This window comes from Streptomyces broussonetiae (assembly GCF_009796285.1).
Lineage (GTDB): Bacteria > Actinomycetota > Actinomycetes > Streptomycetales > Streptomycetaceae > Streptomyces > Streptomyces broussonetiae.
In genome coordinates this window covers 8023941-8046980 of sequence record NZ_CP047020.1, presented here as the reverse complement: position 1 = coordinate 8046980, position 23040 = coordinate 8023941, and the positions used below count along the sequence as shown (strand labels likewise).

General features: G+C 70.7%; 18 protein-coding genes. 8 read left to right on the top strand and 10 right to left on the bottom strand.

The window, feature by feature from the left end; all coding sequences use genetic code 11:
* Positions 1–270 precede the first annotated feature (270 nt).
* Both GQF42_RS36805 and GQF42_RS36800 read left to right on the top strand, forming a co-directional pair.
* Complete coding sequence (locus tag GQF42_RS36805; RefSeq protein WP_158927171.1) at positions 271–1035, top strand: response regulator transcription factor; 765 nt, start codon at positions 271–273, stop codon at positions 1033–1035.
* Complete coding sequence (locus GQF42_RS36800; RefSeq protein ID WP_158927169.1) at positions 1032–2441, top strand: sensor histidine kinase; 1410 nt, start codon at positions 1032–1034, stop codon at positions 2439–2441. The genes GQF42_RS36805 and GQF42_RS36800 overlap by 4 nt, the downstream gene beginning before the upstream one ends.
* An 88-nt stretch (positions 2442–2529) precedes the next feature.
* Here GQF42_RS36800 and GQF42_RS36795 read toward each other — a convergent pair whose 3' ends face one another.
* The 7 genes from GQF42_RS36795 to GQF42_RS36765 all read right to left on the bottom strand — a co-directional run bounded on the left by GQF42_RS36795 (position 2530) and on the right by GQF42_RS36765 (position 10244).
* Positions 2530–3396, bottom strand: coding sequence for a 3-hydroxybutyryl-CoA dehydrogenase (locus GQF42_RS36795; RefSeq protein WP_158931016.1), 867 nt, complete (start codon positions 3394–3396; stop codon positions 2530–2532).
* A 2-nt stretch (positions 3397–3398) separates the two neighbouring features.
* Positions 3399–3707, bottom strand: coding sequence for a hypothetical protein (locus GQF42_RS36790; RefSeq protein ID WP_158927167.1), 309 nt, complete (start codon positions 3705–3707; stop codon positions 3399–3401).
* 109 nt (positions 3708–3816) lie between these two features.
* Positions 3817–5307 carry a purine-cytosine permease family protein gene (locus GQF42_RS36785; RefSeq protein ID WP_158927165.1) on the bottom strand — a complete coding sequence of 497 codons (1491 nt, stop codon included), beginning with the start codon at positions 5305–5307 and terminating at the stop codon, positions 3817–3819.
* Positions 5304–6044, bottom strand: a complete 741-nt coding sequence (locus tag GQF42_RS36780) for an enoyl-CoA hydratase/isomerase family protein (RefSeq protein ID WP_158927163.1) — start codon at positions 6042–6044, stop codon at positions 5304–5306. The genes GQF42_RS36785 and GQF42_RS36780 overlap by 4 nt, the downstream gene beginning before the upstream one ends.
* Positions 6041–7222, bottom strand: a complete 1182-nt coding sequence (locus GQF42_RS36775) for an acyl-CoA dehydrogenase family protein (protein WP_158927161.1) — start codon at positions 7220–7222, stop codon at positions 6041–6043. Before GQF42_RS36775 ends, GQF42_RS36780 begins: the two co-directional genes overlap by 4 nt.
* Positions 7223–7257: 35 nt before the next feature.
* Positions 7258–9351 carry an acetate--CoA ligase family protein gene (locus GQF42_RS36770; RefSeq protein WP_158927159.1) on the bottom strand — a complete coding sequence of 698 codons (2094 nt, stop codon included), beginning with the start codon at positions 9349–9351 and terminating at the stop codon, positions 7258–7260.
* Entirely contained in the window at positions 9348–10244 is an 897-nt protein-coding gene (locus GQF42_RS36765; protein ID WP_233273608.1) for an SDR family NAD(P)-dependent oxidoreductase, read from the bottom strand. Before GQF42_RS36765 ends, GQF42_RS36770 begins: the two co-directional genes overlap by 4 nt.
* A gap of 234 nt (positions 10245–10478) precedes the next feature.
* Here GQF42_RS36765 and GQF42_RS36760 point away from each other — a divergent pair, with 234 nt between their 5' ends.
* The 5 genes from GQF42_RS36760 to GQF42_RS36740 all read left to right on the top strand — a co-directional run bounded on the left by GQF42_RS36760 (position 10479) and on the right by GQF42_RS36740 (position 17870).
* A complete protein-coding gene (locus tag GQF42_RS36760; protein WP_158927155.1) occupies positions 10479–11366 on the top strand; it encodes a TetR/AcrR family transcriptional regulator in 888 nt (295 codons plus the stop codon).
* Positions 11347–12003 (top strand): NUDIX hydrolase, encoded by a 657-nt coding sequence (locus GQF42_RS47040; RefSeq protein ID WP_325100385.1) that lies wholly within the window; start codon positions 11347–11349, stop codon positions 12001–12003. Before GQF42_RS36760 ends, GQF42_RS47040 begins: the two co-directional genes overlap by 20 nt.
* A gap of 925 nt (positions 12004–12928) precedes the next feature.
* A complete protein-coding gene (locus tag GQF42_RS36750; RefSeq protein ID WP_158927153.1) occupies positions 12929–14071 on the top strand; it encodes a globin domain-containing protein in 1143 nt (380 codons plus the stop codon).
* Between the two features lie 168 nt (positions 14072–14239).
* On the top strand, positions 14240–15373 hold the full coding sequence (locus tag GQF42_RS36745; RefSeq protein ID WP_158927151.1) for a nitric oxide synthase oxygenase: 1134 nt from the start codon (positions 14240–14242) through the stop codon (positions 15371–15373).
* Positions 15374–15824: 451 nt separating this feature from the next.
* Entirely contained in the window at positions 15825–17870 is a 2046-nt protein-coding gene (locus GQF42_RS36740) for an ATP-binding SpoIIE family protein phosphatase (RefSeq protein WP_158927149.1), read from the top strand.
* Positions 17871–17895: 25 nt separating this feature from the next.
* Here the strand turns inward: GQF42_RS36740 and GQF42_RS36735 are convergent, their stop codons facing one another.
* Genes GQF42_RS36735 through proB form a run of 3 tightly spaced genes read right to left on the bottom strand, consistent with a single transcriptional unit; the run spans position 17896 to position 21472 of the window.
* Positions 17896–19137: a pyridoxal phosphate-dependent aminotransferase gene (locus GQF42_RS36735; RefSeq protein WP_158927147.1), complete on the bottom strand. Its 1242-nt coding sequence runs from the start codon at positions 19135–19137 to the stop codon at positions 17896–17898.
* On the bottom strand, positions 19137–20387 hold the full coding sequence (locus GQF42_RS36730; protein WP_158927145.1) for a glutamate-5-semialdehyde dehydrogenase: 1251 nt from the start codon (positions 20385–20387) through the stop codon (positions 19137–19139). Before GQF42_RS36730 ends, GQF42_RS36735 begins: the two co-directional genes overlap by 1 nt.
* A gap of 2 nt (positions 20388–20389) precedes the next feature.
* Positions 20390–21472: a glutamate 5-kinase gene (gene proB, locus GQF42_RS36725; RefSeq protein ID WP_158927143.1), complete on the bottom strand. Its 1083-nt coding sequence runs from the start codon at positions 21470–21472 to the stop codon at positions 20390–20392.
* A gap of 265 nt (positions 21473–21737) precedes the next feature.
* Between proB and GQF42_RS36720 the strand changes: the two genes are divergently transcribed.
* On the top strand, positions 21738–23024 hold the full coding sequence (locus GQF42_RS36720; protein WP_158927141.1) for an MFS transporter: 1287 nt from the start codon (positions 21738–21740) through the stop codon (positions 23022–23024).
* The last annotated feature ends 16 nt before the right edge of the window (positions 23025–23040 follow it).

The following is a 23040-nucleotide window of genomic DNA, read 5'->3' as shown; positions in this document are numbered from 1 at the left end:
GTTTTTTCTTCCTCACCTCAAGCCGATTCCACCGAGAGGTGGATTCCCGTCACGCGGCCTGCCCCTGCCTCGGTTCTCGGCCGTCACCTGGGGGAACGGAACACTGCCGTGCTCGGCCTTAACTCTGGGCTTGCTCCCCGCTGTCCCTGTCCTGGATGTCGTCATCGCACTGTGCCCGAGCGGTTACGCCGATCGTGGAGGATCACCGGCTCGAGGGAGGCTGCGGCGTTTGCGCCGCACTCGTCGGCCGAGGTCTGTGAGCCTTTCGGCATGCGTGTCTTGCTGATCGAGGACGACGACCGGGTGGCCGGACCGTTGGCGGAGGGACTGAGCCGCTTCGGATTCACCGTCGAACACGCCAGAAACGGGGCCGACGGCCTCGCCGCGCGGGAGGCGGAGATGGTGCTGCTGGACCTGGGGCTGCCCGACATGGACGGCATCGACGTCTGCCGTGCCCTCCGCTCCCGTTCCGCCGTACCGATCATCATGATCACTGCAAGAGACGACGAGGTGGACCGCGTACTCGGACTTGAGCTGGGTGCGGACGACTACGTCTCCAAGCCGTTCGGCGTGCGGGAACTCGTCGCCCGGATCCGTGCCGTGACACGCCGCGCCCGACCCCCTGCGCCGGCCACCCCGCGCGAGGAGCCGCAGCCCTCGGACGACCTGGCACGACACCCCGGGGCGTCCCACTCCCAGCGGATCGGCCCGCTGACCATCGACCACCGCACCCGGCGGGTGCACCTGCACCAGGCACCCGTTGCCCTCGCACCCAAGGAGTTCGACCTGCTCGTCTGCCTCGCCGAGGACCCCGGAGCCGTCTGCTCCCGCCGGCAGATTCTCGACACGGCGTGGGGACCCCACTTCTTCGGCCCCACCAAGACCCTGGACGTCCACATCGCCGCACTGCGCCGCAAACTCGGTGACTCCTCCTGGATCGAGAACATCCGCGGAATCGGCTTCCGCCTGGTCCCTCCGGCTCACAGCGACGCCACGTCCCCCGCAGAACCGGCGCGCGGCGGAGAGTCCCGGTGACCCGTCGCCTGCTGCTCAGCCATCTGAGCCTCATGCTGTTCGTCCTGCTCGCGCTCGAAGTGCCGTTCGGCATCCTCTACGCCCGCAGCGAGCTGTCCCGCTTCTCCCATGCGGCACAGCAGGGGGCGATGACACTCGCCGAGGTCTGCGAGGACAAGATGGAGCACGGGCTGACGGCCGACCTGCCCGAACTGGCCCGCGCGTACGGGCAGCGCACCGGCAGTCGCGTGCTCGTCGCCGGCCACAAGGGCACTGTCCTCACCGACACCGCTGCCCGCGCCCCGGTCGGCAGGGACCTGTCCGCCGAGCCGGACATCTCCACCGCACTGCGCGACCAGCCCGCCGTCGGCACCCGCAGCGACCCGTCCACCGGGGGCGAGGTCCTTTTCGTCACCGTGCCGGGTGGCTCCGACACCGCCATCGCCTGCGTGGTGCGAACGGTCTACACGCTGGGCTCGCTCAAGGCGAAGGTCCACGGCACCTGGCTGGCCCTCGCCGGCGTCGGGCTCGGGGTCCTGACCGCCGTCTCCCTGATCGGCTTCGCTCTCGCCCGCTCGATCACCCGTCCCGTCCAGGCCCTGGAACGCGCCACCGCGCAACTCGCCGAAGGGCGGATCACCGATCCGCCGGCCACCGATCACGGGCCGCCGGAACTGCGTCGGCTCGCCGTGTCGTTCACGAGAACCGCGACCCGGCTCCAGCACCTGCTCCAGGCCCAGCAGGCGTTCGCCTCCGAGGCGTCCCACCAGCTCAAGACTCCCCTGACCGCACTGCGCCTGCGCCTGGAGAACTTCGAGCCCCACCTCGCCCCCTGTGCCCATGACAGCCTCGACAAAGCACTCGGGGAGCTGGAGCGGCTCAGTCGTATGGTGCAGGGGCTGCTCGCGCTCGCCCGGCTGGAGAACTCCGAGATCAGACCGGAGGCGGTCGATCTCAGTGCCGTAGTCGCCGATCGCGCGGCCATCTGGACGGCCTTCGCCGACGAGCAGCAGGTCGGCATCATCGTCCGCGGGGCCACCGGCGCTCGTGTGTGGGCGGTCCCGGGAGCCCTGGAACAGATCATCGACAACCTGCTCTCCAACGCGCTGCGCGTGTCCCCGCCGGGAACCGCCATCACGCTGGCGACCACCACCGCCCCGAGGGAAGGCGGCGGCACCCCGCCCATGACGGAGCTGCATGTCACCGACCAGGGCCCCGGCATGTCCGAGGCCGAACGGCGCAGCGCCTTCGACCGGTTCTGGCGAGCCGCCGATGCCGACCACGACGGCACGGGCCTCGGCCTGCCGATGGTCCGGCAGCTCACCCGCGCCTGCGGTGGCGAGGTCGCCCTGGAGGCGGCCCCCGACGGCGGGCTCGACGCCGTCGTCCGCTTTCAGTGCGCCGAGAGCCGCCTTCACCGGGAATGACCGGATCTCTCCACGCACGCCGCCCACGCAGGCCGCCCGCAGCAGCGCTGTTCGCTGCCCGGCGGCATCACCGGTCACCTCGGCAGGCTCAGGCACTCCCGTAGTCGTAGAAGCCGCGGCCGGTCTTCTTGCCGAGGTGTCCGGCCTCGACCATACGCAGCAGCAGCGGAGGCGGTGAGTACAGCGGCTCCTTGAACTCGGCGTACATGGACTCGGCGATCGCCTGGGTGGTGTCGAGTCCGATCAGGTCGGCGAGCGCCAGCGGGCCCATCGGGTGTGCGCAGCCGAGGACCATGCCCCGGTCGATGTCGGCGGCGGAGGCGAAGCCGGATTCCAGCATCCGGATCGCGGACAGCAGATACGGCACGAGGAGCGCGTTCACCACGAAGCCGGCACGGTCCGATGAGCGGACGACCTGCTTGCCGAGCACGGAGGTGGCGAAGTGCTCGGCGCGCGACCGGGTCTGTTCGCCGGTCAGCAGCGAGGGCACCAGCTCCACCAGGGCGAGGACCGGGACCGGGTTGAAGAAGTGGATGCCGATGACGTGTTCGGGCCGGGAGGTGGCCCTGCCGAGCTTGACGATCGGGATCGACGAGGTGTTGGAGGCGAGGACGGCGTCCTCGCGTGCGACGACCTTGTCCAGGGCGGCGAAGACGTCGACCTTGGCCCTCTCGGTCTCCGCGACGGCCTCGACGACCAGGTCACGGTCCGCGAAGTCATCGAGGTCGGTGGTCAGACGGATCCGCGCCAGCGCCCGCTCGTGGTCCGTCTCCGACAGCTTTCCGCTGCGCACCGCGCGGGCCAGTGACTGTTCGATGCGCCGTCGCCCGGCGGTGAGGGCGTCGGTTCCGCTCTCGGCGACCAGGACGTCCAGGCCGGCCCGGGCGCAGACCTCGGCGATTCCCGAGCCCATCTGCCCGGCGCCCACGACGCCGATCCGCTGCGGGGTTTCCATGGTCATCTGTCCCTTCTGTGGGCGGCGAGCAGCGCAGTGAGCCCCAGGCGGGCGCCCTCGGCTCCGCCGGTCGGCAGCCGTTGGGTACTGCCGAGGGCACGGCGCACCCACCACGGGTGTTCCAGGCGAGCGGTGTGCGGGAGATGGAGGGGGAAGCAACGGGACGCGACCTGGACACGCGGCCGGTGCCCTGCCTCCGGGCGGTGCCCGGTGTCACCGAGACGGACCAGTGCCCGGTGCCAGGAGCTGTCGTCGGCAGCCATCCGGTGGGACGCCTCCAGGATCCGGTGGCCGGTGCCGTCGGGTGTCATCTCGCAGACGACGAGCCGACGGCCGCGGTGGAGGTGACGGGCAGCATCAGGCGGGCCGGGCCCGCGAGTTGAAGGGGCCTGCGGGCGGCGCCGGCGGGAGCGGCCGTGGTCACGCGGTGTGTGCCGTCAGGGAGGTACCCGGCGGCACGTCCGGGTCCAGGCCGTCGTCGGCGTGGTCGACGACGGCGCGCTCGGCCGTCACGTCCAGCGACCTGCAGACCAGCAGATACAGTCCGGCCGAGACGACCAGGCCGACGATCATGGTGATGTCCAGGCCGCCCATCCACCGCGCGGCGGGCCCCATGCTGTCGCCGACGACCGCGAACGGCATCATCGAGGCGAAGCCGACGGCGTAGGAGAGCAGCCCTCGCCAGCTCCACCGCCCGTAGATGCCGCGCGGGTTGAAGATCTCCCGGATCGAGTAGTGGCCGCGGCGTATCACGTAGAAGTCGACCAGGTTGATCGCCGTCCACGGGGTGAACAGGTAGCCGAGCACGACGAGGAAGCGTTCGAACTGCTGGAGGAACGTCTCGTCGGAGCCGAACGCGATCGCTGTGGACAGCAGGCCGATCACGAGCAGGGTCGCGACGCGTTTGGCGACGGTCGGTCTGATCCGCCTGACGGAGTCCATGCTGGACAGGAGCGTCAGGCTGCCGCCGTAGAAGTTGAGGGTGCCGATGGTGACGAGCGGCAGGACGGAGGCCAGCAGCAGGGTCAGGCCGAATCCGTGGAAGACCTTGTTGCCGGCGGAGATGATCGATTCGACGAGTGCCGCCTTCGGGAACAGTCCGGCGGCCACGGTGCCGACGAGCATCATCCAGGCGCCACCGATCGTGGCTCCGAGGTAGGTCCACCAGAACGAGGAGCGCACGCCCACCGTCGGTGGCAGGTAGCGGGAGTAGTCGGAGACGTAGATGGACCAGGAGAGCTGGTAGACCGCGGCGGTGAAGAACTGGACCAGGAAGGGTGAGAGGGCGAAGGCACCGAGGTCGGTCTGTGCGGGGCTGAACGGGTCGACGGCGACGATGCCCACGCTGAACACGACCAGGGCCACGAACATGAGGTAGGTCAGCCAGCGCGACGCCCGGTGGATGAAGTCGTAGCCGACCACCGCCAGGACGATGCCCACCACGGCGTAGCCGACATAGCTCGCCCCGTCGGGCACATGGGCCAGGTGGTCCAGCGTGCGGCCGACGAGGATCTGGTTGAACGCGGTGTATCCGACGTACGTCGTCAGGGCGGTGACCCATACGAGCAGGGCGCCGACGAACCCGAACTGCGGGCGGGACTGCACCATTTGCGGCAGGCCCAGCTGCGGCCCCTGGGTGGAGTGGAAGGCCATGAAGAACGTGCCGAAGGCGCTGCCGAGGACGACGGCGATCGCCGTCCAGATCAGGTTGCCGCCCAGGGCGACCCCGATGGCGCCGGTGGCGACGGTCGCCAGGTGTGCGTCACCGGCGAACCACACCGGGAACAGGTGCCAGACCTTGCCGTGGCGTTCGGCCAGGGGCACGTAGTCGATGGAGCGAGTCTCGATGACCGGGCGGCCGGAGGAGGGAGTGGCCGCCGCAGCAGTGGTCGAACGCGAGGTGGCGGTCATGTCGGATCCTCGGTGGCGGGTCGGGCGGCCTGGTTGAGGGATGCGTAGGCGAGCTGCTCCAGCAGCAGGGTGGACTCGCGCGGGGTGTCCGCGGCGGCGTCGATGACGCGCTTGGTGACGGCGATCGCGAGCGGCGGCAGCGCGGCCAGTTCGCCGGCGACCCGCAGGGCCTGCTCCAGGTGCGCGCCCGGCTCGCAGACCTCGGTGACCAGGCCCCAGGCCAGGGCCTGGTCGGCGCTCAGGCGCCGTCCGCGCAGGACGAGTTCGCGGGCGCGGGCCGGTCCGACGGCGCGGACCGTGCGGTAGGTGCCGCCGGAGCTGGGGAGGATGCCGATGCCCACCTCGGGCAGACCGAACACCGCGGTCGCGTCCGCCACCCGGAAGTCGGTGGCCAGGGCGAGTTCCAGGCCGCCGCCGAGGCAGTAGCCGGCGACGGCGGACACGGTGGGCTGCGGCAGCCCGGCCACCTTCTCGTACACCGCTCCGGAGTCACGGTAGTAGGCGGTGATCGCCTCGGGAGTCATCTCGCGCAGCTCACCGGTGTCGGCACCCGCGGAGAAGACCCGGTCGCCGCCGGTCAGGACGACGGCACGGCTGGTGGTGACGGCCTTGTCGTCCAGGGCGCGCAGCAGCTCGCGTTCCAGGTGCGTGGAGAGGGCGTTGAGTTTCGCCTCCCGGCGCAGCGTCAGCACGGCGGTGCTGCCGCTGCGCCGGATCTCGACGGTGCCCGCGCTCACGCCCGGGTGCTTCCGGTCGTCGGGAAGTCGAGCATGCCGAGGCCGCGCTTGCCGATCTCGTTGGCGATGACCAGGCGCTGGATCTCGGAGGTGCCCTCCCAGATGCGGTCGACACGCAGTTCGCGGTAGAGCCGCTCGACGGGGTAGTCGCGCATGTAGCCGCGGCCACCGAAGATCTGCACGGCCCGGTCGGCGACACGGCCCGCGGCCTCGGAGGCGGACAGCTTGGCCATGGCCGCCTTGGCGTGCAGCGTCTTACGGTCGCCGCCCTGGTCGAACTCCCAGGCCACCTGGTGGACGAATGCGCGGTTGACGGCGATGTCGACGGCCGAGTCGGCGAGCATGCCCTGGATCAACTGACGTTCGATGAGGGCCCGTCCGCCCTGGACGCGTTCACGGGCCCACTCGGTGGCCAGGGCCAGGGCGCGTTCGGCGGCGCCGACGGTGCGGGCGCCGATCATCAGGCGTTCCTCGGTGAACCAGCTGCGGGTCAGGTCGTAGCCGCCGCCGATCTCGCCGAGCACCGCGTCCTTGCCGACCTCGACACCCTCGAAGACGTACTCGGGGTGCTCGTAGACGAAGGTGTGCATGTAGCGGGGGACGCGCTTGAGGCGCACGCCCGGCAGGTCCTTGTCGACGAGGAGGAGGGTGGGTGCCCTGTACTCGCCGACCAGGGCGAGGACAAGGAAGAAGTCGGCCGCGTCGCCGACCGTGACGAACCACTTCTCGCCGTCGATGCGGTAGCCGTCGGCGGTCGGCGTGGCGGTGGTGGCGATGCCCTGCGGGTCGGAGCCGGCGTCCGCCTCGGTGATGGCGACGGCGTCACGGCGCTGTCCGAGGATGTCGGGGACGAGGTAGCGCTCGCGCTGGGCGGGGGTGCAGGCGGACAGGGCGTTGGCCGGCCGCCACACCGTGTCCCACAGCGCGTTGGTGAGCTTGCCCAGCTCTTCCTGGACGACGACCTGCTCCAGGACGCTCAGTCCGGCGCCGCCCCACTCGGTGGGCATGTTGACGGCCTGCAGTCCGTCGGCGAGCACCTCGTCGCGGATGCCGCGCAGCACCTCGGACGGCAGACCGTTGTTGGCCTCGCAGGCGTCCTCGTGGATCATGATCTTGCCGGCGAGTGCGGCGGCCCGTTCCTTGAGTTCGGTCAGGCGCGGGGTGTAGGCGAAGTCCATGCGGGTCTCTCCTCGTGAGGTGGGGTGACGACGGGTCAGGAGCCGAGGACGAGGCGGGCGTCGAGGCCCAGGCAGCCCTCGGGGGTGACGAGCAGGGGGTTTACCTCCAGCTCGTCGATCTCGGGGTGTGCGGCGGCGACGGCCGTGATGGCCTCGACCGCCCGGGCGGCGGCCGCGACGTCCACGGCGGGCCGCCCGCGGGTGCCGTGCAGCAGGGGTGCGGCGGTCAGACGGGCCAGCAGGGACTCGGCCTCGGCCGCGGTGACGGGCGCCAGCGCGAGCCGGACGTCGCGCAGCACTTCGGTGAAGACGCCGCCGAGACCGACGAGCGCGACGGGACCGAAGCGGGGGTCGCGGCGGACGCCGACGATGAGTTCGACGCCGTCCGTCGTGTCGGCCATGGCCTCGACGCAGTAGCCGGGCGGGGCGAGGCGGCGCGTCATGTCGGCGTGCGCGGCCCGTACGCCGGTTTCGTCGGCGAGGCCGAGCGCGACGCCGCCCGCGTCGGACTTGTGCAGCAGGCCCATGGCCTTGAGTACGACGGGCCCGCCGATCTCCCGGGCGGCCGTGGCCGCCTCGTCCTCGGTGTGCACCAGGCGGGCGGCGGGGAACGGGAGCCCGACGTTGCGCAGCAGTTCGCGTGCGGTCCAGTAGTCGTCGGCCGTGGCGGGTGCCGCGGGATTGGGCAGGGCGGGCACCCGGGGGGCGGGCCGCTCGGAGCGTTCGGCGATCCGGCCGAGGACCCCGGCCGCGTGCTCCACCGCGCCGAAGACGCAGACGCCCTGGTCCTTGAGTTCCGTGGCGGCGGGCCGCTCCGCGTACATCGTGTGGACGGCGACGGGCTTGCCGTGGGCGCGGACGTGTTCGGCCATCACACGGGCGGTGGCCCTCTCGGCGTTCGCGAGCGCCTCGCCGTAGCCTCCGTAGCCGCCGAAGTAGCCGGTGACCAGGACGGCGTCGACCTCGTCGGCGCTCAGCGCCAGGTCGAGGACCCGGCCGAAGGAGGTGATGTCCTGCTCCCCCGCCCCGGCCAGGTCGACCGGGTTGGTGGTGCCCGCGGAGGGTGGCAGCTCGGCGGCCAGGGCGGAGGTGAGAGAGGCGCCGAACTCGGGGACGACCAGACCGTGTGCCTCGGCGAGGTCGCTGGCGAGGGAGGCGTGACCGCCGCCGTCCGCGATGACGGCGACGCGGCGTCCGCCGCCCCGGCGGTTGCGGTGCAGTGCCCCGAGCAGGTGGGCGAGTTCGGCGACGCTGGCGACGCGGTCCACGCCCGCGGCCCGGCACGCTGCGTCGATGACCGCAAGGTCGCTGGTGAGCGCTCCGGTGTGGGAGCGGGCGCCGCGCATGGAGGCCTGCCCGGCGCCGACCGTGAGAAGAACGACGGGCTTCCCGGCCCCTACGGCGTCGGCGGCGGCACGGGCGAAGGCCCGTCCGTCACCGAAGTCCTCGCAGTACAGCGCGATCAGCTCGGTGCCGTCGTGTGCGGTGTAGCCGTGGATGAGGTCGGCGGCGGTGAGGTCGGCCTGGTTGCCGAGGGAGGCGAACCGGGAGAAGCCGAGACCGTCCCGCTCCAGGTGGCGGCCGAGTTCGAGGGCCATGTTGCCGCTCTGGGAGATGAACCCGACGGGCCCTGCGGGCATGTCGTTGGAGGCGAGGCGCAGCCCGCTGGTGGTGTCGAGCACGCCGAGGCAGTTCGGGCCGAGCAGGACCGCGCCCGCCTGCCGGATACGCGCGGCCAGGGCCGACTCGCGCTGCCGGCCCTCCTCGCCGAGCTCGGCGAAGCCCGCGGTGATGCCGACGATCGCCCGGGCGCCGGCGGCGAGGGCGTCGTCCACGGCGTCGGCGAACCCCGCGGCGGGCACGGCGATCACGGCGAGGTCCACGCCGCCCGGCGCGTCGACGGCGCGACGGTGGACGGGGCGGCCCAGCACGGGTTCGCCGCGCCGGTTGACCAGGTGGACCGGGCGCCGCCGGTCCCCGCGCAGCGCCTGGACCGCGATCCAGTTTCCGTACTTGGTCTGGTCGTTGCTGGCTCCGATGACGGCGACCGAGGCCGGGTCGAAGAGCGCGGACAGGTCACGGGCGGCGTCGGCGGGTGCGGCCGTGCCGTCGGGGAGTGTGAGGGTCACGGGGCGATCTCCAGGGCGTCCGGGCTGTTCGGGGAACCGGGGGTGTGCGGCGCGTCGAGGGCGCCGGGCGATTTCGGGGCGCCGGGCGTGCGGACCGCCAGGTCCGGGGCCGGGTGGCCGGTGCCCCAGGCGTCCACGCCGCCGTCGACGACGACGGTCGTGCCGGTGACGTACGAGCCGCCCGGGGAGGCGAGGAAGGACACAAGCCCGGAGACCTCCTCCGGGCGGCCCAGCCGGCCGAGCGGGACGGCCTGCTCCCAGGTGCGGCGGTCCTCGTCGCCGTACGCGGCCGCCATCCCCTCGGTGGCGATGGTGCCGGGGGCGACGCACACGGTGCGGATGCCGTAGCGGCTCCACTCCAGGGACAGTCCGGCGGCGAGGTTCTCCAGGGCGGCGCGTGCGGAGGTGGCGTGCACCATGCCGGGGATGCCGCGGCGCGGGGAGAACGCCATGAAGAACACGGCGCCGGACCGGTTCGGGATCATCGAGCGGATCGCGACCTCGCGGGTCATGGCCCAGCCGGCGTCCACGGCGAGGTCGTGCACCGCGCGCCAGCCCCTTGGGGTGATCTCCTCGGCAGGGGCGGTGAACTGGCCGCCGGCGCTGTTGACGAGCACGTCGATACGGCCGAACGCCGCCAGGGCGGCGTCCACGACCCGGGTGGCCGCGCCCTCCTCGCGGATGTTCGCGGGGACGGTCAGACAGGTACCGCCGGCGGTCTCGATCTCGGCGCGTACCTCCTCCAGCGGACCGGGGCGGCGGCCGCAGACCACGACCTTCGCCCCGCAGGCGGCGAAGTCGGCGGCGATGGCGCGGCCGATGCCGGTGCCCCCGCCCGTGATCAGCACGACCTTGCCGTCGTGCACATCAGGGCGCAGTGGTGTCGTCCCCACGGTGCTCTCTTTCCTGCCGGGATCAGGGCATGCGGAACCATGACGGGGATCCGTGCCCGGGACGTCGACTAACTGATGCGTCGGTCGGGAATTGCCCTCACTCTGAGATGCCGTACGAGCGCTGTCAATAGGTTGTACAACCTGCGGTTTCTCTGATCGTGCAGGCATTGTGTGCGCCCCGGCACACACCAGCGGTATTGCGATTTACGCAACGGAGGCCTACGCTTGGGGAGCATGGACGACACAGCGCAGCGCGTGCGCAGCGTGATCGCATCGGTCGCGGACACACACCGGGAGTTCGCCGCACGCATCGGCCTGGAGCCGACCAAGCTCTCCAAGTCGCTTCAGGGCAGCCGCCGCTTCACGGCCAAGGAGTTGTCGGCCATCGCCGCGGCGGGCGGCGTCACCGTGGACTGGCTGGTGTACGGCCGGGGCACGGGACCGCGTGCGGCGGCCGAGCGGCGGCCCGCCGAGCCGGGGGGACAAGCGGCGCCGGCCGAGCAGGCGGGCGACGAACGCCGGCGCACCGAATTCCTCGAGGCGGCCTGGAAACTGATCTCCGAGCACGGCTACCACGACGTGCGGATCGCTGACATCGCCCGCGCGTGCGGCACCAGCAGCGGTGCCGTGCACTACTACTTCCCCACGAAGCAGGACGTGCTCAGTGCGGCACTGCTGCACTGCGTCCACAGCGCCTTCGAGCGGCAGAGCGCCGAACTCAGGGCCGTGGACAGCGCCCACGAACGCCTGCTCAGGCTCATCGACATGCAACTGCCCACGCCGGGCCGGGTCCGGGACGAGTGGCTGGTGTGGCTGCAGTTCTGGACGGAGACGGCCTTGCGGCCCGAACTGCGCGCCATCCACAACGACTTCTACGCCCGCTGGCGCGAGGCCGTGGTCAGGATCATCCGCAGGGGGCAACGGCAGGGAGAGTTCAGTGCCGACGCCGACGCCGAGCAGCTCGCGCTCGGCATCACCGCGCTCACCGACGGCCTGGCCATCCAGGTACTGACCGGGGCTCCGCAGGTGACCGCCGAGCGGATGCGGACGGTCCTGGTGGACTTCATCGCGCGCGAACTGCTCGCACGGACAGGGGGAACCCGTGAACGCAGCCATGCCTGAGGGGCTCGGCGCCACCGCGACGGCCTCTGCCCTGGGGGAGGTCGCCGACCGGGTGCGGGCCAATCTGGCCGTGTTCGAACGGCGCGAGGCCACCGCATCACAGGCCTCCCGGCGCGCCGGCGTCTGCCTTACTCTCTTCGCCCACCGCGGCCGGGCCCACGTCCTGCTGATCAAGCGAGCCCCGCGCGGCCGAAACGCCGGTCAGTGGGCGCTGCCCGGTGGCCGGCTGGACGACGGCGAGACTCCGGTGGCGGCGGCGCTGCGGGAACTGGCCGAGGAAACGGGAGTCCTCGCGGATCCCGGCGAGGTGGCCGGGCTGCTCGACGACTTCGTCACCGACTCCGGTTTCGTCATCACGCCGGTCGTCGTCATCCCGCGGGAGCCGGTGACCTTCACACGCGACCGGCGCGAGGTCCACTCACTGCATCCCATCCCGCTGCGCCGGCTCACCGACCCGGACATCCCTCGCTGGCGAACCGACGGCGACGGCCGCCCGCTGCTCCAACTGCCACTGCGCCGGGGCATGGTGGTACACGCCCCGACAGGCGCACTGCTGTGGCAGTTCCGCGAGGTGGCCCTCCTGGGCCGCCCCACACGGGTGGCCGACCTCGCGCAGCCGGCCTTCACCCGCGCGTGAGGTAACACCCTCCGGCTGCTGGTACAGACGCTGGTCCGCCGGAGCGCAGGGTATTCCCGGAGCAGGGCCGCAGCCCGGAACCCGAGTGCCCCGGTTATCCGGATTTACCGACAGAGATCACATTCAGCTCGGCGAATTCACACGGTATTACGCTGTCATGAGCCATGCCTTCTGAATACACTGCAGCTCCCGAAACCGACGGGTTTCGGGTGGCAATGCGGAGTGGGCTTCGACACGTCACCGGCAGAAGCGGACGCGAATTTCGCGAAGTTGCCGGGCTGCCGCACCGCAGCCTGATTCCGGCCGGTTCCACACGGTTTATCCGGTCGGTTCTGCATCGACCTCCCCTCCTCGGCGCCGAACCCACGCCTCGCAGACCGGCCCGCGGGGCGAAAGCGCGCGAGTGGCGGCGAGGTCGTGCCTATCCTTTGGTTGACGGGTGAAGATTGTGTATTAGGGTGAATGCGTTCCTGCCGATCGCCACCGAGCGGCAGGACGTCCCAGGGAGTTCCGCCCCGTCCATTCCCAAGTCGCCGATGTGCGGCCGAGTTGAACCCTGGCGTCGTATCGTGACGGCGCCACAGCCGAATGGCGGACCCTTTCTGGGTGCAGGGTGGGCAACCGGCACAGCGGAACCCCGTGCCGGTCATCGGCCTGTCCCGGGCAGTCGCGACCGGTTGTGCAGCGGTCGTGGCGGTCCCCGCTCCCCACTGCTCTGACACTGAATTTCCCTCATGGTGATGACGATTCAATCTGAAGCGGGAGGCGCCCGGTGATTTTCTCCCGAGCGTCGCGAGGACGCCGTGACGCAGCGGATGCCACGGCGCAGTCACCGGAATCAGCAGCGCCTCCTGCCGCTCCCTCACCCCCGGCGCCGAGTCCGCTGCCGGACCTCGTGCCGCTGACCGCGGAGGAGATCGCCCTGATGCGCGCAAGCGTGACCGTGGTCGGCCCGCACGCAGCGGACATGACGGTGTATTTCTACGCCATTCTGTTCGCACGCCACCCCGAGGTGCGCGGGCTCTTCCCGGACAACCTGGACGTGCAGCGCGACCGGTTGCTGCGCGGGCTGCTGCAGATCGTCGACCTCGTCGACGACCCGGAGAACCTGATCCGGTTCTGCGGCCGGCTCGGCCGCGACCACCGCAAGTTCGGGGCGCTGGACGGCCACTACCCCGCGGTGGGCGAGTGCCTGCTCGCCTCCCTGGCCCGCTACGCAGGCCCGGCGTGGAGCCCGGAACTGGCCGCCGCATGGACGCACGGATACGGCGTCGTCGCCCAGGTGATGATGCACGCGGCGGCGGAGGACGCCCGCACGGCGCCCGCGGTGTGGGAGGCGGAGATCATCCACCACCTGCACCGCGGCCACGGCATCGCGGAAATCACCGTGCGGCCCGACGCGCCCTACCCGTACACGGCGGGCCAGTACGCGAGCGTGGAGACGCCCTGGCACCCCAAGGCGTGGCGCTACTACTCGCCCGCGCACGCACCGCGACCGGACAACACCGTGACCTTCCACGTGCGCGCGGTCGCCCAGGGCCAGGTCAGCCAGGGCCTGGTCTACGGCGCCAAGCCCGGGGACATGGTGCGGCTCGGACCCGCTCAGGGCGACATGACGCTCGACCCGCGCGCCGAGCGGGATCTGGTGTGCGTGGCCGGCGGGACCGGCATGGCACCCATCAAGGCCCTGGTCGAGGACGCGGCCCGCATCGGGACGGAACGCTACGTCGACGTCTTCGTCGGCGCGCGGACCGCCGAGGAGCTGTACGGCCTCGACGACATGCTCAGGATGTCCCAGCGGCACCACTGGCTGTCCGTGCGGGCCGCGGTGTCGCACGAGCGTATTGCGGGGCTGGAGGGCACCCTGCCACGGGTGCTGAACGAGTTCGGGCCGTGGTACCGGCACGAGGCGTTCCTCTCCGGGCCGGTGGACATGGTCACGCAGGCCAGCGCCACCCTGGCCCGGCAGGGTATCCCGCAGGAGCGGATCCATTTCGACCCCTTCGACGTACCCGCACTCGAGGCCGCTTTACTGCCCCGGCAGTTGCGGGAACCACCCGAGGACTGAGCGTCGCCCGATCCGGCCGACCCAGCCCCGGCCGCGCGGCCACTCGCTTGCCGCGCCCGCCCGCCGGACTCGGCATCGCCCCGTCCGCTCCCGGGCCGAGCAGTCGCCGGACCACCTCCGGCGCGCAGGGCCCGTGCGAGCACCAGACCCCGAGCAGGAGAGAACCCGGTGCAACTCCCCCCTTCGTCCGACCCGGCTCGGCGCCGCCCGTCGGCGCCCGAGGCCGTCCTGGCGGCCGCCGAGGTGTTCATCCGCCAGTACGCCGCCGAGAACCCGGGCGACGGCGATCCGCACCGGCGGCTCGCGGAGGTCACCGCGGAGGTGGAGCGCTTCGGCACGTACGCACACACCCCGGCGGAGGTGGCGTTCGGCGCCCGGGTGGCCTGGCGCAACGCGGCGCGCTGCATAGGCCGGCTCTACTGGAACAACCTGATCGTGCGGGACCTGCGGCATGTCACACATCCCGACGACATCGCCAGGGAGTGCTTCGAGCATCTGCGGATCGCGACCAACGGAGGCCGTATCCGGCCGGTCATCAGCGTCTTCGCCCCCGATCGCCCCGGCCGTCCCGCCGCCAGGCTGCTGGGCGAGCAGTTGGTGCGCTACGCGGACGACCCGCGCAGCGCCCAACGGGTGGCGCTGGCCAGGGACTTGGGCTGGAAGGGCGGCGAAACCCCCTTCGAGGTGCTGCCGTTGCTGGTGCAGCCCGGCTCCGGCATGGCCCCGGAGTTCTACGAGGTGCCCGAGGACGCCGTGCTGGAGGTGCCGTTGACGCATCCGTACCATCCCGGGTTCGCCGCCCTCGGTCTGCGCTGGTACGCGGTGCCGGCCGTCAGCGACATGTCGCTGGAGATCGGCGGGGTCACGTACCCGGCCGCGCCCTTCAACGGCTGGTACATGGGCACCGAGATCGGCTCACGCAACCTCGCCGACACCGACCGCTACAACCTGCTGCCCACTGTCGCCGAGTTGTTCGGCCTCGACACCCGCAACGAGCGCACCCTGTGGCGGGACCGCGCCCTGGTCGAGCTGAACCTGGCGGTGCTGCATTCCTACGAGCAGGCAGGGGTGAGCATGGCCGACCACCACACGGAGTCGCAGCGGTTCCTCGCGCACGTGGACCGCGAGAGGCGGCACGGGCGCCCGGTGCCGACCGACTGGAGCTGGATCGTCCCGCCCCTGTCCTCAGGGGCGACCGCGGTGTTCCACCGCTACTACGACCCCGAGGACCCCGACCTGCGACCGGCCTTCGTGCACCGGACCACGGGGGCGCCGCAGGGATGCCCCTACGGCGCGGTCTGAGAGGGCACTGCTTGCCAACAGCTCTTCACCGAGGCCCGGCGGTTGCGCCTGCGGGGCGTGGTGGGTTGTGCGGCCGGCGAGACGGCGCGTCGGCTGTCGACGTCGGGGACCCTTGTACTCCCGCGGGGCGGCAAAGCCGGGTCGACCGGCCTCGCCTTCACGGCCGACGGCACGACACCGGTCGCCACTCTCGACTCCCTGACGGGCAGGGCATCTGGCGGCTGAGCCGACGGTTGTCGCAAGCAAAGCCGGGGACATATGCGAACGGCGGTGTATTGTTTTGGTTTGCCTGATTTGCGGAGCTGTTCGTCACTGAATGTACAGATCCGCGAGCCAGGAGTAAGTAGGAGGCGAATTGATACCTGCGACAGGCAGAGCCGGGGATCACCCTCAGCCGCCAGGGCCGAGCCGTCCGGCCGCCTCGTACAAAGCGGCGCGGAGCGCGGAGGCGATGCTGGCCCTAAAAGCCGCCGAGTGCCTGGACAGCCGGGGCGCGCTCCTGCACCGGTGGGATCCTGTCGCTCGCCGGCTGCGCCTGGTCGCGGTCAGCGGGGTGGCCGCGGAGAGCGCCGAGGCGTGGGCGGAGCTGTCCGAAGACCAGCAGGTGGCGCCCGTACGCGCCCTGCGGTGCGGTGAGTACGCCTGGGTGGCCGGGGACAACCTGGGCACCGGGGCGGCCGGCACGGCAGCGGTGCCCCTGCTCGGTGCCGATGGGCCGATCGGCGTGCTGTCCGTGATCACGGCGGGGTCCGGCGAGCCGGACGAGATACAGCGGTCCTTTCTGCATTCGGTGGCGGGATGGGCCGCTGCCCGTCTGGAGGACTTGCCCCACCCGGCACCTGCCTGCCGTTCGGTGGCCGGTTCCGAGCGGACGGTTCGGATGGGCAAGCTGACCTCTGCGCTCGCGGAGGCGGTCGCCTCTCGGGAGGTCGTGCAGGCCGTGGCGGCGCACGTCCTGCCCCCGTTCGGCGCCGACGGGCTCATAGTCTGGGTGTTCGAAAGCGGCCGACAGCATGTGGTCGACTCCCGCGGATACACGCAGGAATTCCTCGGCCTGCTCGACGGGCTCGCGGTCACCGACTACCCCGTGGCCGCCGACGTGTTCGGGGCATGTACTCCCCGGTTCATCGAATCGGCCGCAGAGTACTGCCGACGTTATCCCACACTGGGGCACATACCGGCAGCGGCCCGGAAGAACGCGTGGGCGTTCCTGCCCATGGTCGCCTCCGGGCACGCCATCGGCATGTGCCTGGTGTCCTTCACCCGGCAACGCTCCTTCACCGACGAGGAGCGCACGCTGCTGACCGCCTTGAGCGGTCTGGTCGGCCAGTCGCTGGAACGGGCCCGGTTGTTCGACGTGGAACACGCCCGGGCACAGGGGCTGCAGCGTGGCCTGCTGCCCCGGACGCTGCCCCGCCTGCCTGCCACCTGCGCTGCCGCACGCTACCTGCCCGCGGGCAGGGGCGAGCAAGTCGGTGGCGACTGGTACGACGTGATCCCGCTGTCCGCCGACAGGGTCGCCATGGTGATCGGCGACGTCATGGGACACGGCATCCCCGAAGCGGCCACCATGGGCCAGCTGCGCACCGCGGTACGCACCCTCGCCGACTTGGACATACCTCCCGACGAGTTGCTCAGCCGTCTCAACGACCTGGTGAACGACCTGGGTGAGGACTGCTACGCCACCTGCCTGTACGCCGTCTTCGACCCGATCACCCGGATATGCTCCTTCTCCCTGGCCGGCCACGTCCCCCCGGTCGTCGTCCATCCCGATGGCACCGTCCACAGGCCCGACCTGACTGCCGACCCGCCGCTGGGGGCCGCCGAGCCACCGTTCGAAACCCACCAGATACTCCTGCCCGAAGAGTGCCTGCTGGTCCTGTGCACCGACGGACTCGTCGAATCCGCCACCCAGTTCGTCGACCAGGGACTGGCCCGACTGCACCAGGTCCTCACTCAGCACGCGGCGCCCACGTTCACGGCGCTGGACGAGAACGACGCCGTCCGGCGCCTGGACGACCTGTGCGAGACAGTGGTCGCGGCCCTGCTGCCCGACCATGGCAGCACGAGCGACGACGCGGCCCTCCTCATCGCCCACACGCAGGCCACCGACGCCGGCGATGTCGCCTCCTGGATCCTCCCGGAGGATCCCCGCGCTGCCGGACAGGCCCGCGCACACGTCCGCAACCAACTGGCCGCCTGGGGGCTGGACGAGCTGGCGATCACCACCGAGCTGCTGGCCAGCGAGCTGGTCGGCAACGTGATCCGGCACGCCAAGGGCCCCATCCGGCTGCGCCTGCTCCGCAGCCGCTCGTTGACCTGCGAGGTCTACGACGGCAGCCCCAGCACCCCGCGTATCCGCCACGCCGCCCACACCGACGAGGGCGGCCGCGGCCTGCAACTCGTCGCCGCCCTTTCCAAACGCTGGGGCGCCCGCTACCTGCACGACGGCAAGTGCATCTGGACCGAACAGGACATCCCCCAGTGCGCGGCATAGCGGGACCTCGAACACAAGGAACGCCCTAGATCCGGCCCTCCGGGCGAGCGAACTGCGTCGGGTACGGGCGAGCGGGAAGGTGTGCCGGAGTGGTGCTCTCGACGAGGTCGCGGATCGCGGCCACACCGCGGGCGATGCGGTCTTGGGACTCGCTGCCCACGGAGACCCGGATATGGCGATCGCACGAGTCCCCGTACCCGATGCCGGGCACCACGCTGATCCCGCTCTCCTTCAGCAGCCGGCCGGCGAACTCGGTGGAGTCGAGGCTGGATCCGCCCAGGGAGACGAAGAGATAGAACGTCGACGTGCCGGGCAACGTGTCGATGCCGTTGTCAGCGAACCAGGTACCGACACGGTTGCGCAGTTGGACGGTGCGCTGGATCTGCGGTCTGGTGATGTCCAGAAGGTCGTCGAAACGTTCGGCGAGATAGGCAGCCAGAATGGTCGGCGCACAGGTGACCAGGTGCTGGTTGATCTTCAGAATCTGGTCGGTGAGCCGCTGGTTGGCGATGAGGTATCCGATCCGCCAGCCCGAGACGCCGTAGTTCTTCGACATCGAGTTGACCGTGACCGTGTGCTCCTTGTCCGGGTCGAGCGCCCCGGCCGCGAGGAACTCGGTGCCCGGCGGCATGAACTCGTTGTACGCCTCGTCGACGATCAGCAAGAGCCCATGACGGTCGGCCAGTTCGTGCAGGTACTCCAGCTCGGCCCGGGTGTAGATGTGCCCGCTGGGGTTGTTCGGGTTGTTGATGATGACGGCACGCGTGCGCGCAGTGACGAAACGTTCGAAGTCGAAGACGGGCACATCGTGGGGAACCATCACCGGCTCGCCACGGCACATACGGATCTGCGCCGGATAGCTCAGCCAGTACGGCTCCGGCACGATCACCTGGTCGCCGGGGTCGAGGATGGCCATGAGCGCCATGTAGATGGCGGCCTTCGATCCGGCGGTGACGATCACCTCGGTGTCCGGGTCCACCGGGAGCGTGAACCTTGTCTCGTAGTACTTGGCCAGCAGCCGACGCAGCTCCGGCAGCCCCCGGGAGTGCGAGTAGTGGTGCAGATCGGGCGTCGTGAGCCCGTCGAACGACGGCAGTGGCAGGTCGAAGAAGGCCTCGCCGAGGGACAGCGTGATGATGTCCCGTCCGGCGGCCTTCATGTCGTAGACCAGGTTGTTGTACTGGACCGACAGTGCCTGGCCGATGTCCTCCATCAGCAAGGAGGTGCGCAACGGCTGCTTCGTCGCGGTGTGCAGTTGTCCCCCCATCAGATCGTCCTCGTCTGGCCACTGCCCCAGACCACGTTCTTCACGGTGGTGAGCGCGTCCAGGCCCATGGGCCCCCGCACATGCAGCTTCTGGGTGGAGACGCCGATCTCCACGCCGTAGCCGAACTCGCCGCCGTCGGAGTAGCGGGTGGAGGTGTTGACGAAGACGCTGCCGGAGTCGACCTCCCGGGTGAAGCGCCGCGCCACGTCGATGTCCTTGGCCACGATGCCCTCCGCGTTGGAGGTGCCCCACCGACGGATGTGCGCGATGGCGCCATCGGCATCGGGAACGACCTTGACCGCGAGCACGAGCCGCAGGTACTCGGTGCCCCAGTCCTCCTCGGTCGCGGCGACCGCCTTCGGCCAGACGCGCTGCACGGTCTCGTCACCGCGGATCTCCACGCCCGCCTCGGCCAGTAGTCCAAGGACACCGGGCAGCCAGGTCTCCGCCAGGTCCTCGTGGACCAGCAGCGTCTCCATCGCGTTGCACACGCTGGGCCGGGAGGTCTTCGCGTTGATCGTCACAGCGGTCGCGATGTCCAGGTCGGCGGAGCCGTCGATGTAGGTGTGGCAGTTGCCGGCGCCGTCGATCACCGTGGGTACGGTGGCGTTCTGCTCGACGGAGGCGATCAGCTCCGGGCCACCTCGCGGGACGAGCAGGTCGACGTACCCCTTGGCACGCATGAGTTCCATGGCGGCGTCACGGGACGGGTCCGACACCAGCTGAACGGCCGCGGCGGGCACTTCGTCGTGCTCGGAGACGGCCTCCGCCAGGGCCGCCATGATCGCGGCATTGGTGGCCGTGGCCATGGACGAACCGCGCAGCACCGCGCAGTTGCCGGTCTTCAGGCACAGCGCCGCGACCTCCGCCGTGACATTGGGCCGAGCCTCGTAGATCACGGCGACGACGCCCAGCGGCTCCCGCACCTGCTCGACCAGCAGCCCGTTGGGCCGCGTCCAGCCCTTGACGACCTCACCGACCGGGTCCGCCAGCGACGCCACCGTGTGGATGGCCTTCACCAGGCCGGCCATCCTGCTCTCGGTCAGGGTCAGGCGGTCGATGAGGGTGGGGGTGACGCCGGCCGCACGGGCGGCCTCGATGTCCTGCTCGTTCGCCTTGATGATCGAGTCCCGGTGGCGCTCGACGGCGGCCGCCATGTCCAGGAGGACCTGGTCCTTCTGGGCCGTGGTCAGCTGCTTGACGTGGGCGGACGCCTCCGCAGCAGCACGGCAGATCTCGGTTACCGACACAACTAGCCTCCAAAAATCCGTACGTAGTCACAGTCGTCGAACAATGCCGAGGCGGACCGGCCGCCGGCCCCGGCCTCCGCCGAGCCGAGGCGGACGCTGCCGCGGGCGATCACCCGGGAATCCGTGCCGACGATGTCCACGACGTCGCCGCTGTCGAAGGACCCCCTGATCGCGCCGACGTTCCCGCCGAGCAGGGCTCGGCCCGACTCGATCGCCTGCTGCCCCGCGGCGTCGCAGATCACGGACCCGCTCGGGGGGTTGCGGAACGCACGCCACAGGCGACCCAGGTCGGGTGCGGCGCAGTGGGATGTGCGCGGCGGGAAGACGGTCCCCGCCACCTCGTCGCCCCGGAAGGCCGCGACCAGGGCGGTGGAGTCCATGGCATCGGCCACCACGGTGCGGACCCCGGCGTGCGTGGCGATCCAGCAGGCGCTCAGTTTCACGAGCATGCCGCCGGTTCCGCCGTCCCCGGTGGATCCCCCGGCGACTGCCTCGACCTCGGAGATCGGACCCGTGACCTCGGCGATGCGCACAGCGTCGTCGCCGAGCAGCGGGTTGCCGTCGTAGAGGCCGGCCACGTTGGTGAGCAGCAGAAGCAGCCGCGCTTCGATGAACCCGCTCAGCAGAGCGGCCAGTACGTCGTTGTTGCGCACGCCCAGCGCGTCGTTCTCGTTGACGATGGGCACCATGCCCAGCGACCGCATCAGGTCGAGCGTGCCGCGGACTCCCCCACCGTGTTCCGGCGCGACGAGATCGTGCGGCGTCAGCATGATCTGCCCTGTTTCAAGACCGTACGCGGCAAATCGGGCATGGAGCGCGGCGTACAGCACTCCCTGGCCGAGTGCCGCCGCGGTCTGCGCGGCCTCCGTCGTGTCCTGTGTCAAAGTGCTGTGCCTGGTCCGGCCCAGTGCAATGGCCCCCGAGGTGACAAGCACCGGCGCCAGACCGGCCTCGATTCCCTTCGACACCGTCGCGCAGAGGGTGTCGAGCTTGACGGGGTCCACCTCTCCCCGAGTGATCAGGGACGAGGTTCCAACCTTGATGACGACCCGGTTGCCGGTGCCGTCGTTCATTCCATCCCGCATGGTCTCCTCGCCTGGACCTCGGCAGTCGATATGAGAGAGCGGAGGGGCGGTGGCCGCTTCCAAGGGGAGATGGTTGCCGGGGGTGGTGTTCTCCCAATGTGCTGCCGATTCGCAGCCGCTGTCGGGCACTCGCCGCGTCGCCAACTGGCTGAACTCGCCGGGGTTTTGCCGCATGATCAATTGGGCGGGGGTCCGGTGTTCAGGACTCGCCCGGCATCGCGCCGCGTGCCTCGGCCACGGGGCGAATTCAGAATGGGGAACTCCTATGGCAGAACCTACGGTGTCCAGCATTTCGTCGCCGGGCCTGTCTCCCCAGTCACCCCCGGCGGACCCCAGTACGCGCAACACCTGGGTGCTGGTGTCGTTCACCGCCGTGACCAACCTGACCGACGGCGTGACCAAGGTGGCACTCCCTCTCGTCGCCACGTCACTGACCGACTCACCGGCTCTGGTCTCGGGTGTGCTGCTCGCCCTGACCCTGCCGTGGCTGCTGGTCGCGCTGCACGTGGGCGTGCTGGTCGACCGGTCCGACCGTCGCAGGCTGCTGTGGCTGGCCAACACCATGCGCATGACCGTGGTGCTCGCTCTTTTCACCGCCGTGGCGACCGACGTGGTCAGCCTGCCCATGCTCTACGGGGGAGGGCTGATCCTCGGTGTCGCGGAGGTGATAGCCCTGACGTCGGCCGCGGCGCTGGTCCCGGCCGCCGTGGCACCGGCCGGTCGCGAGCGCGCCAACACCTGGGTGACAGCGGCGGAGACGCTGTGCAACGAGTTCGCCGGGCCCTTCGTGGGTGGCATCCTCGTCGCCGTGAGCGCTTCGATCGCGCTCGGCGCGACCATCGGCGGATACGCGTTGGCCATCCTCATCCTCCCCTTCCTGGTGGGCCGGTTCCGGGTCCCACGGCAGTCCGGTCGGCGGGAATCGACCGTCCATCAGCAGATCTGGGAAGGCCTGCGGTTCCTGTGGGACCAGCGGCTGCTGCGGATGCTCTCGCTGACGGTCACCGGGCTCATCACCTGCTGGTCCGCCTGGTTCGCCCTCATGCCGCTGATCGCGACGAAGGAGTTGGGCCTGAGCGCGGACCGTTACGGCATGCTCGTGGGGGCGCTGGGCGTCGGTGGCGTCGTGGGCACGATGAGTGTCGGCCTCGCCAACCGGCTCCTCGGCCGACGGTGGGTCATGTTCGCAAACGTCTTCTTCTCCGCTTCCATGGTCGCTGTCCCGGCGTTGACCAGCAACGTCTGGGCGATCGGTGCAGCTGCGTTCCTCGGCGGCATGGGGGGCACCCTGTGGACGGTCAACTCCCGCAGCATCAGTCAGGCTCTGGTGGGTGCCGAGTTGATGGGCCGCTACAGCGCCGCCGCCCGGGTCTTCTCCTGGGGCTCCAGCCCGGTCGGTGCCGCGGTGGCGGGGGTGCTCGCCCAGTGGCTGGGGTACCGGGTGACGTTCGGCCTCTTCGCCATGGCCACGGCGGTGGTCATCGTTCCCTTCCTGCGGGTCTTCACGCCGAAGGTACTCACCGAAGTCGAAGCTCGGATCTCGGCCCGCTGAGGGTCGGGGCGTCCCT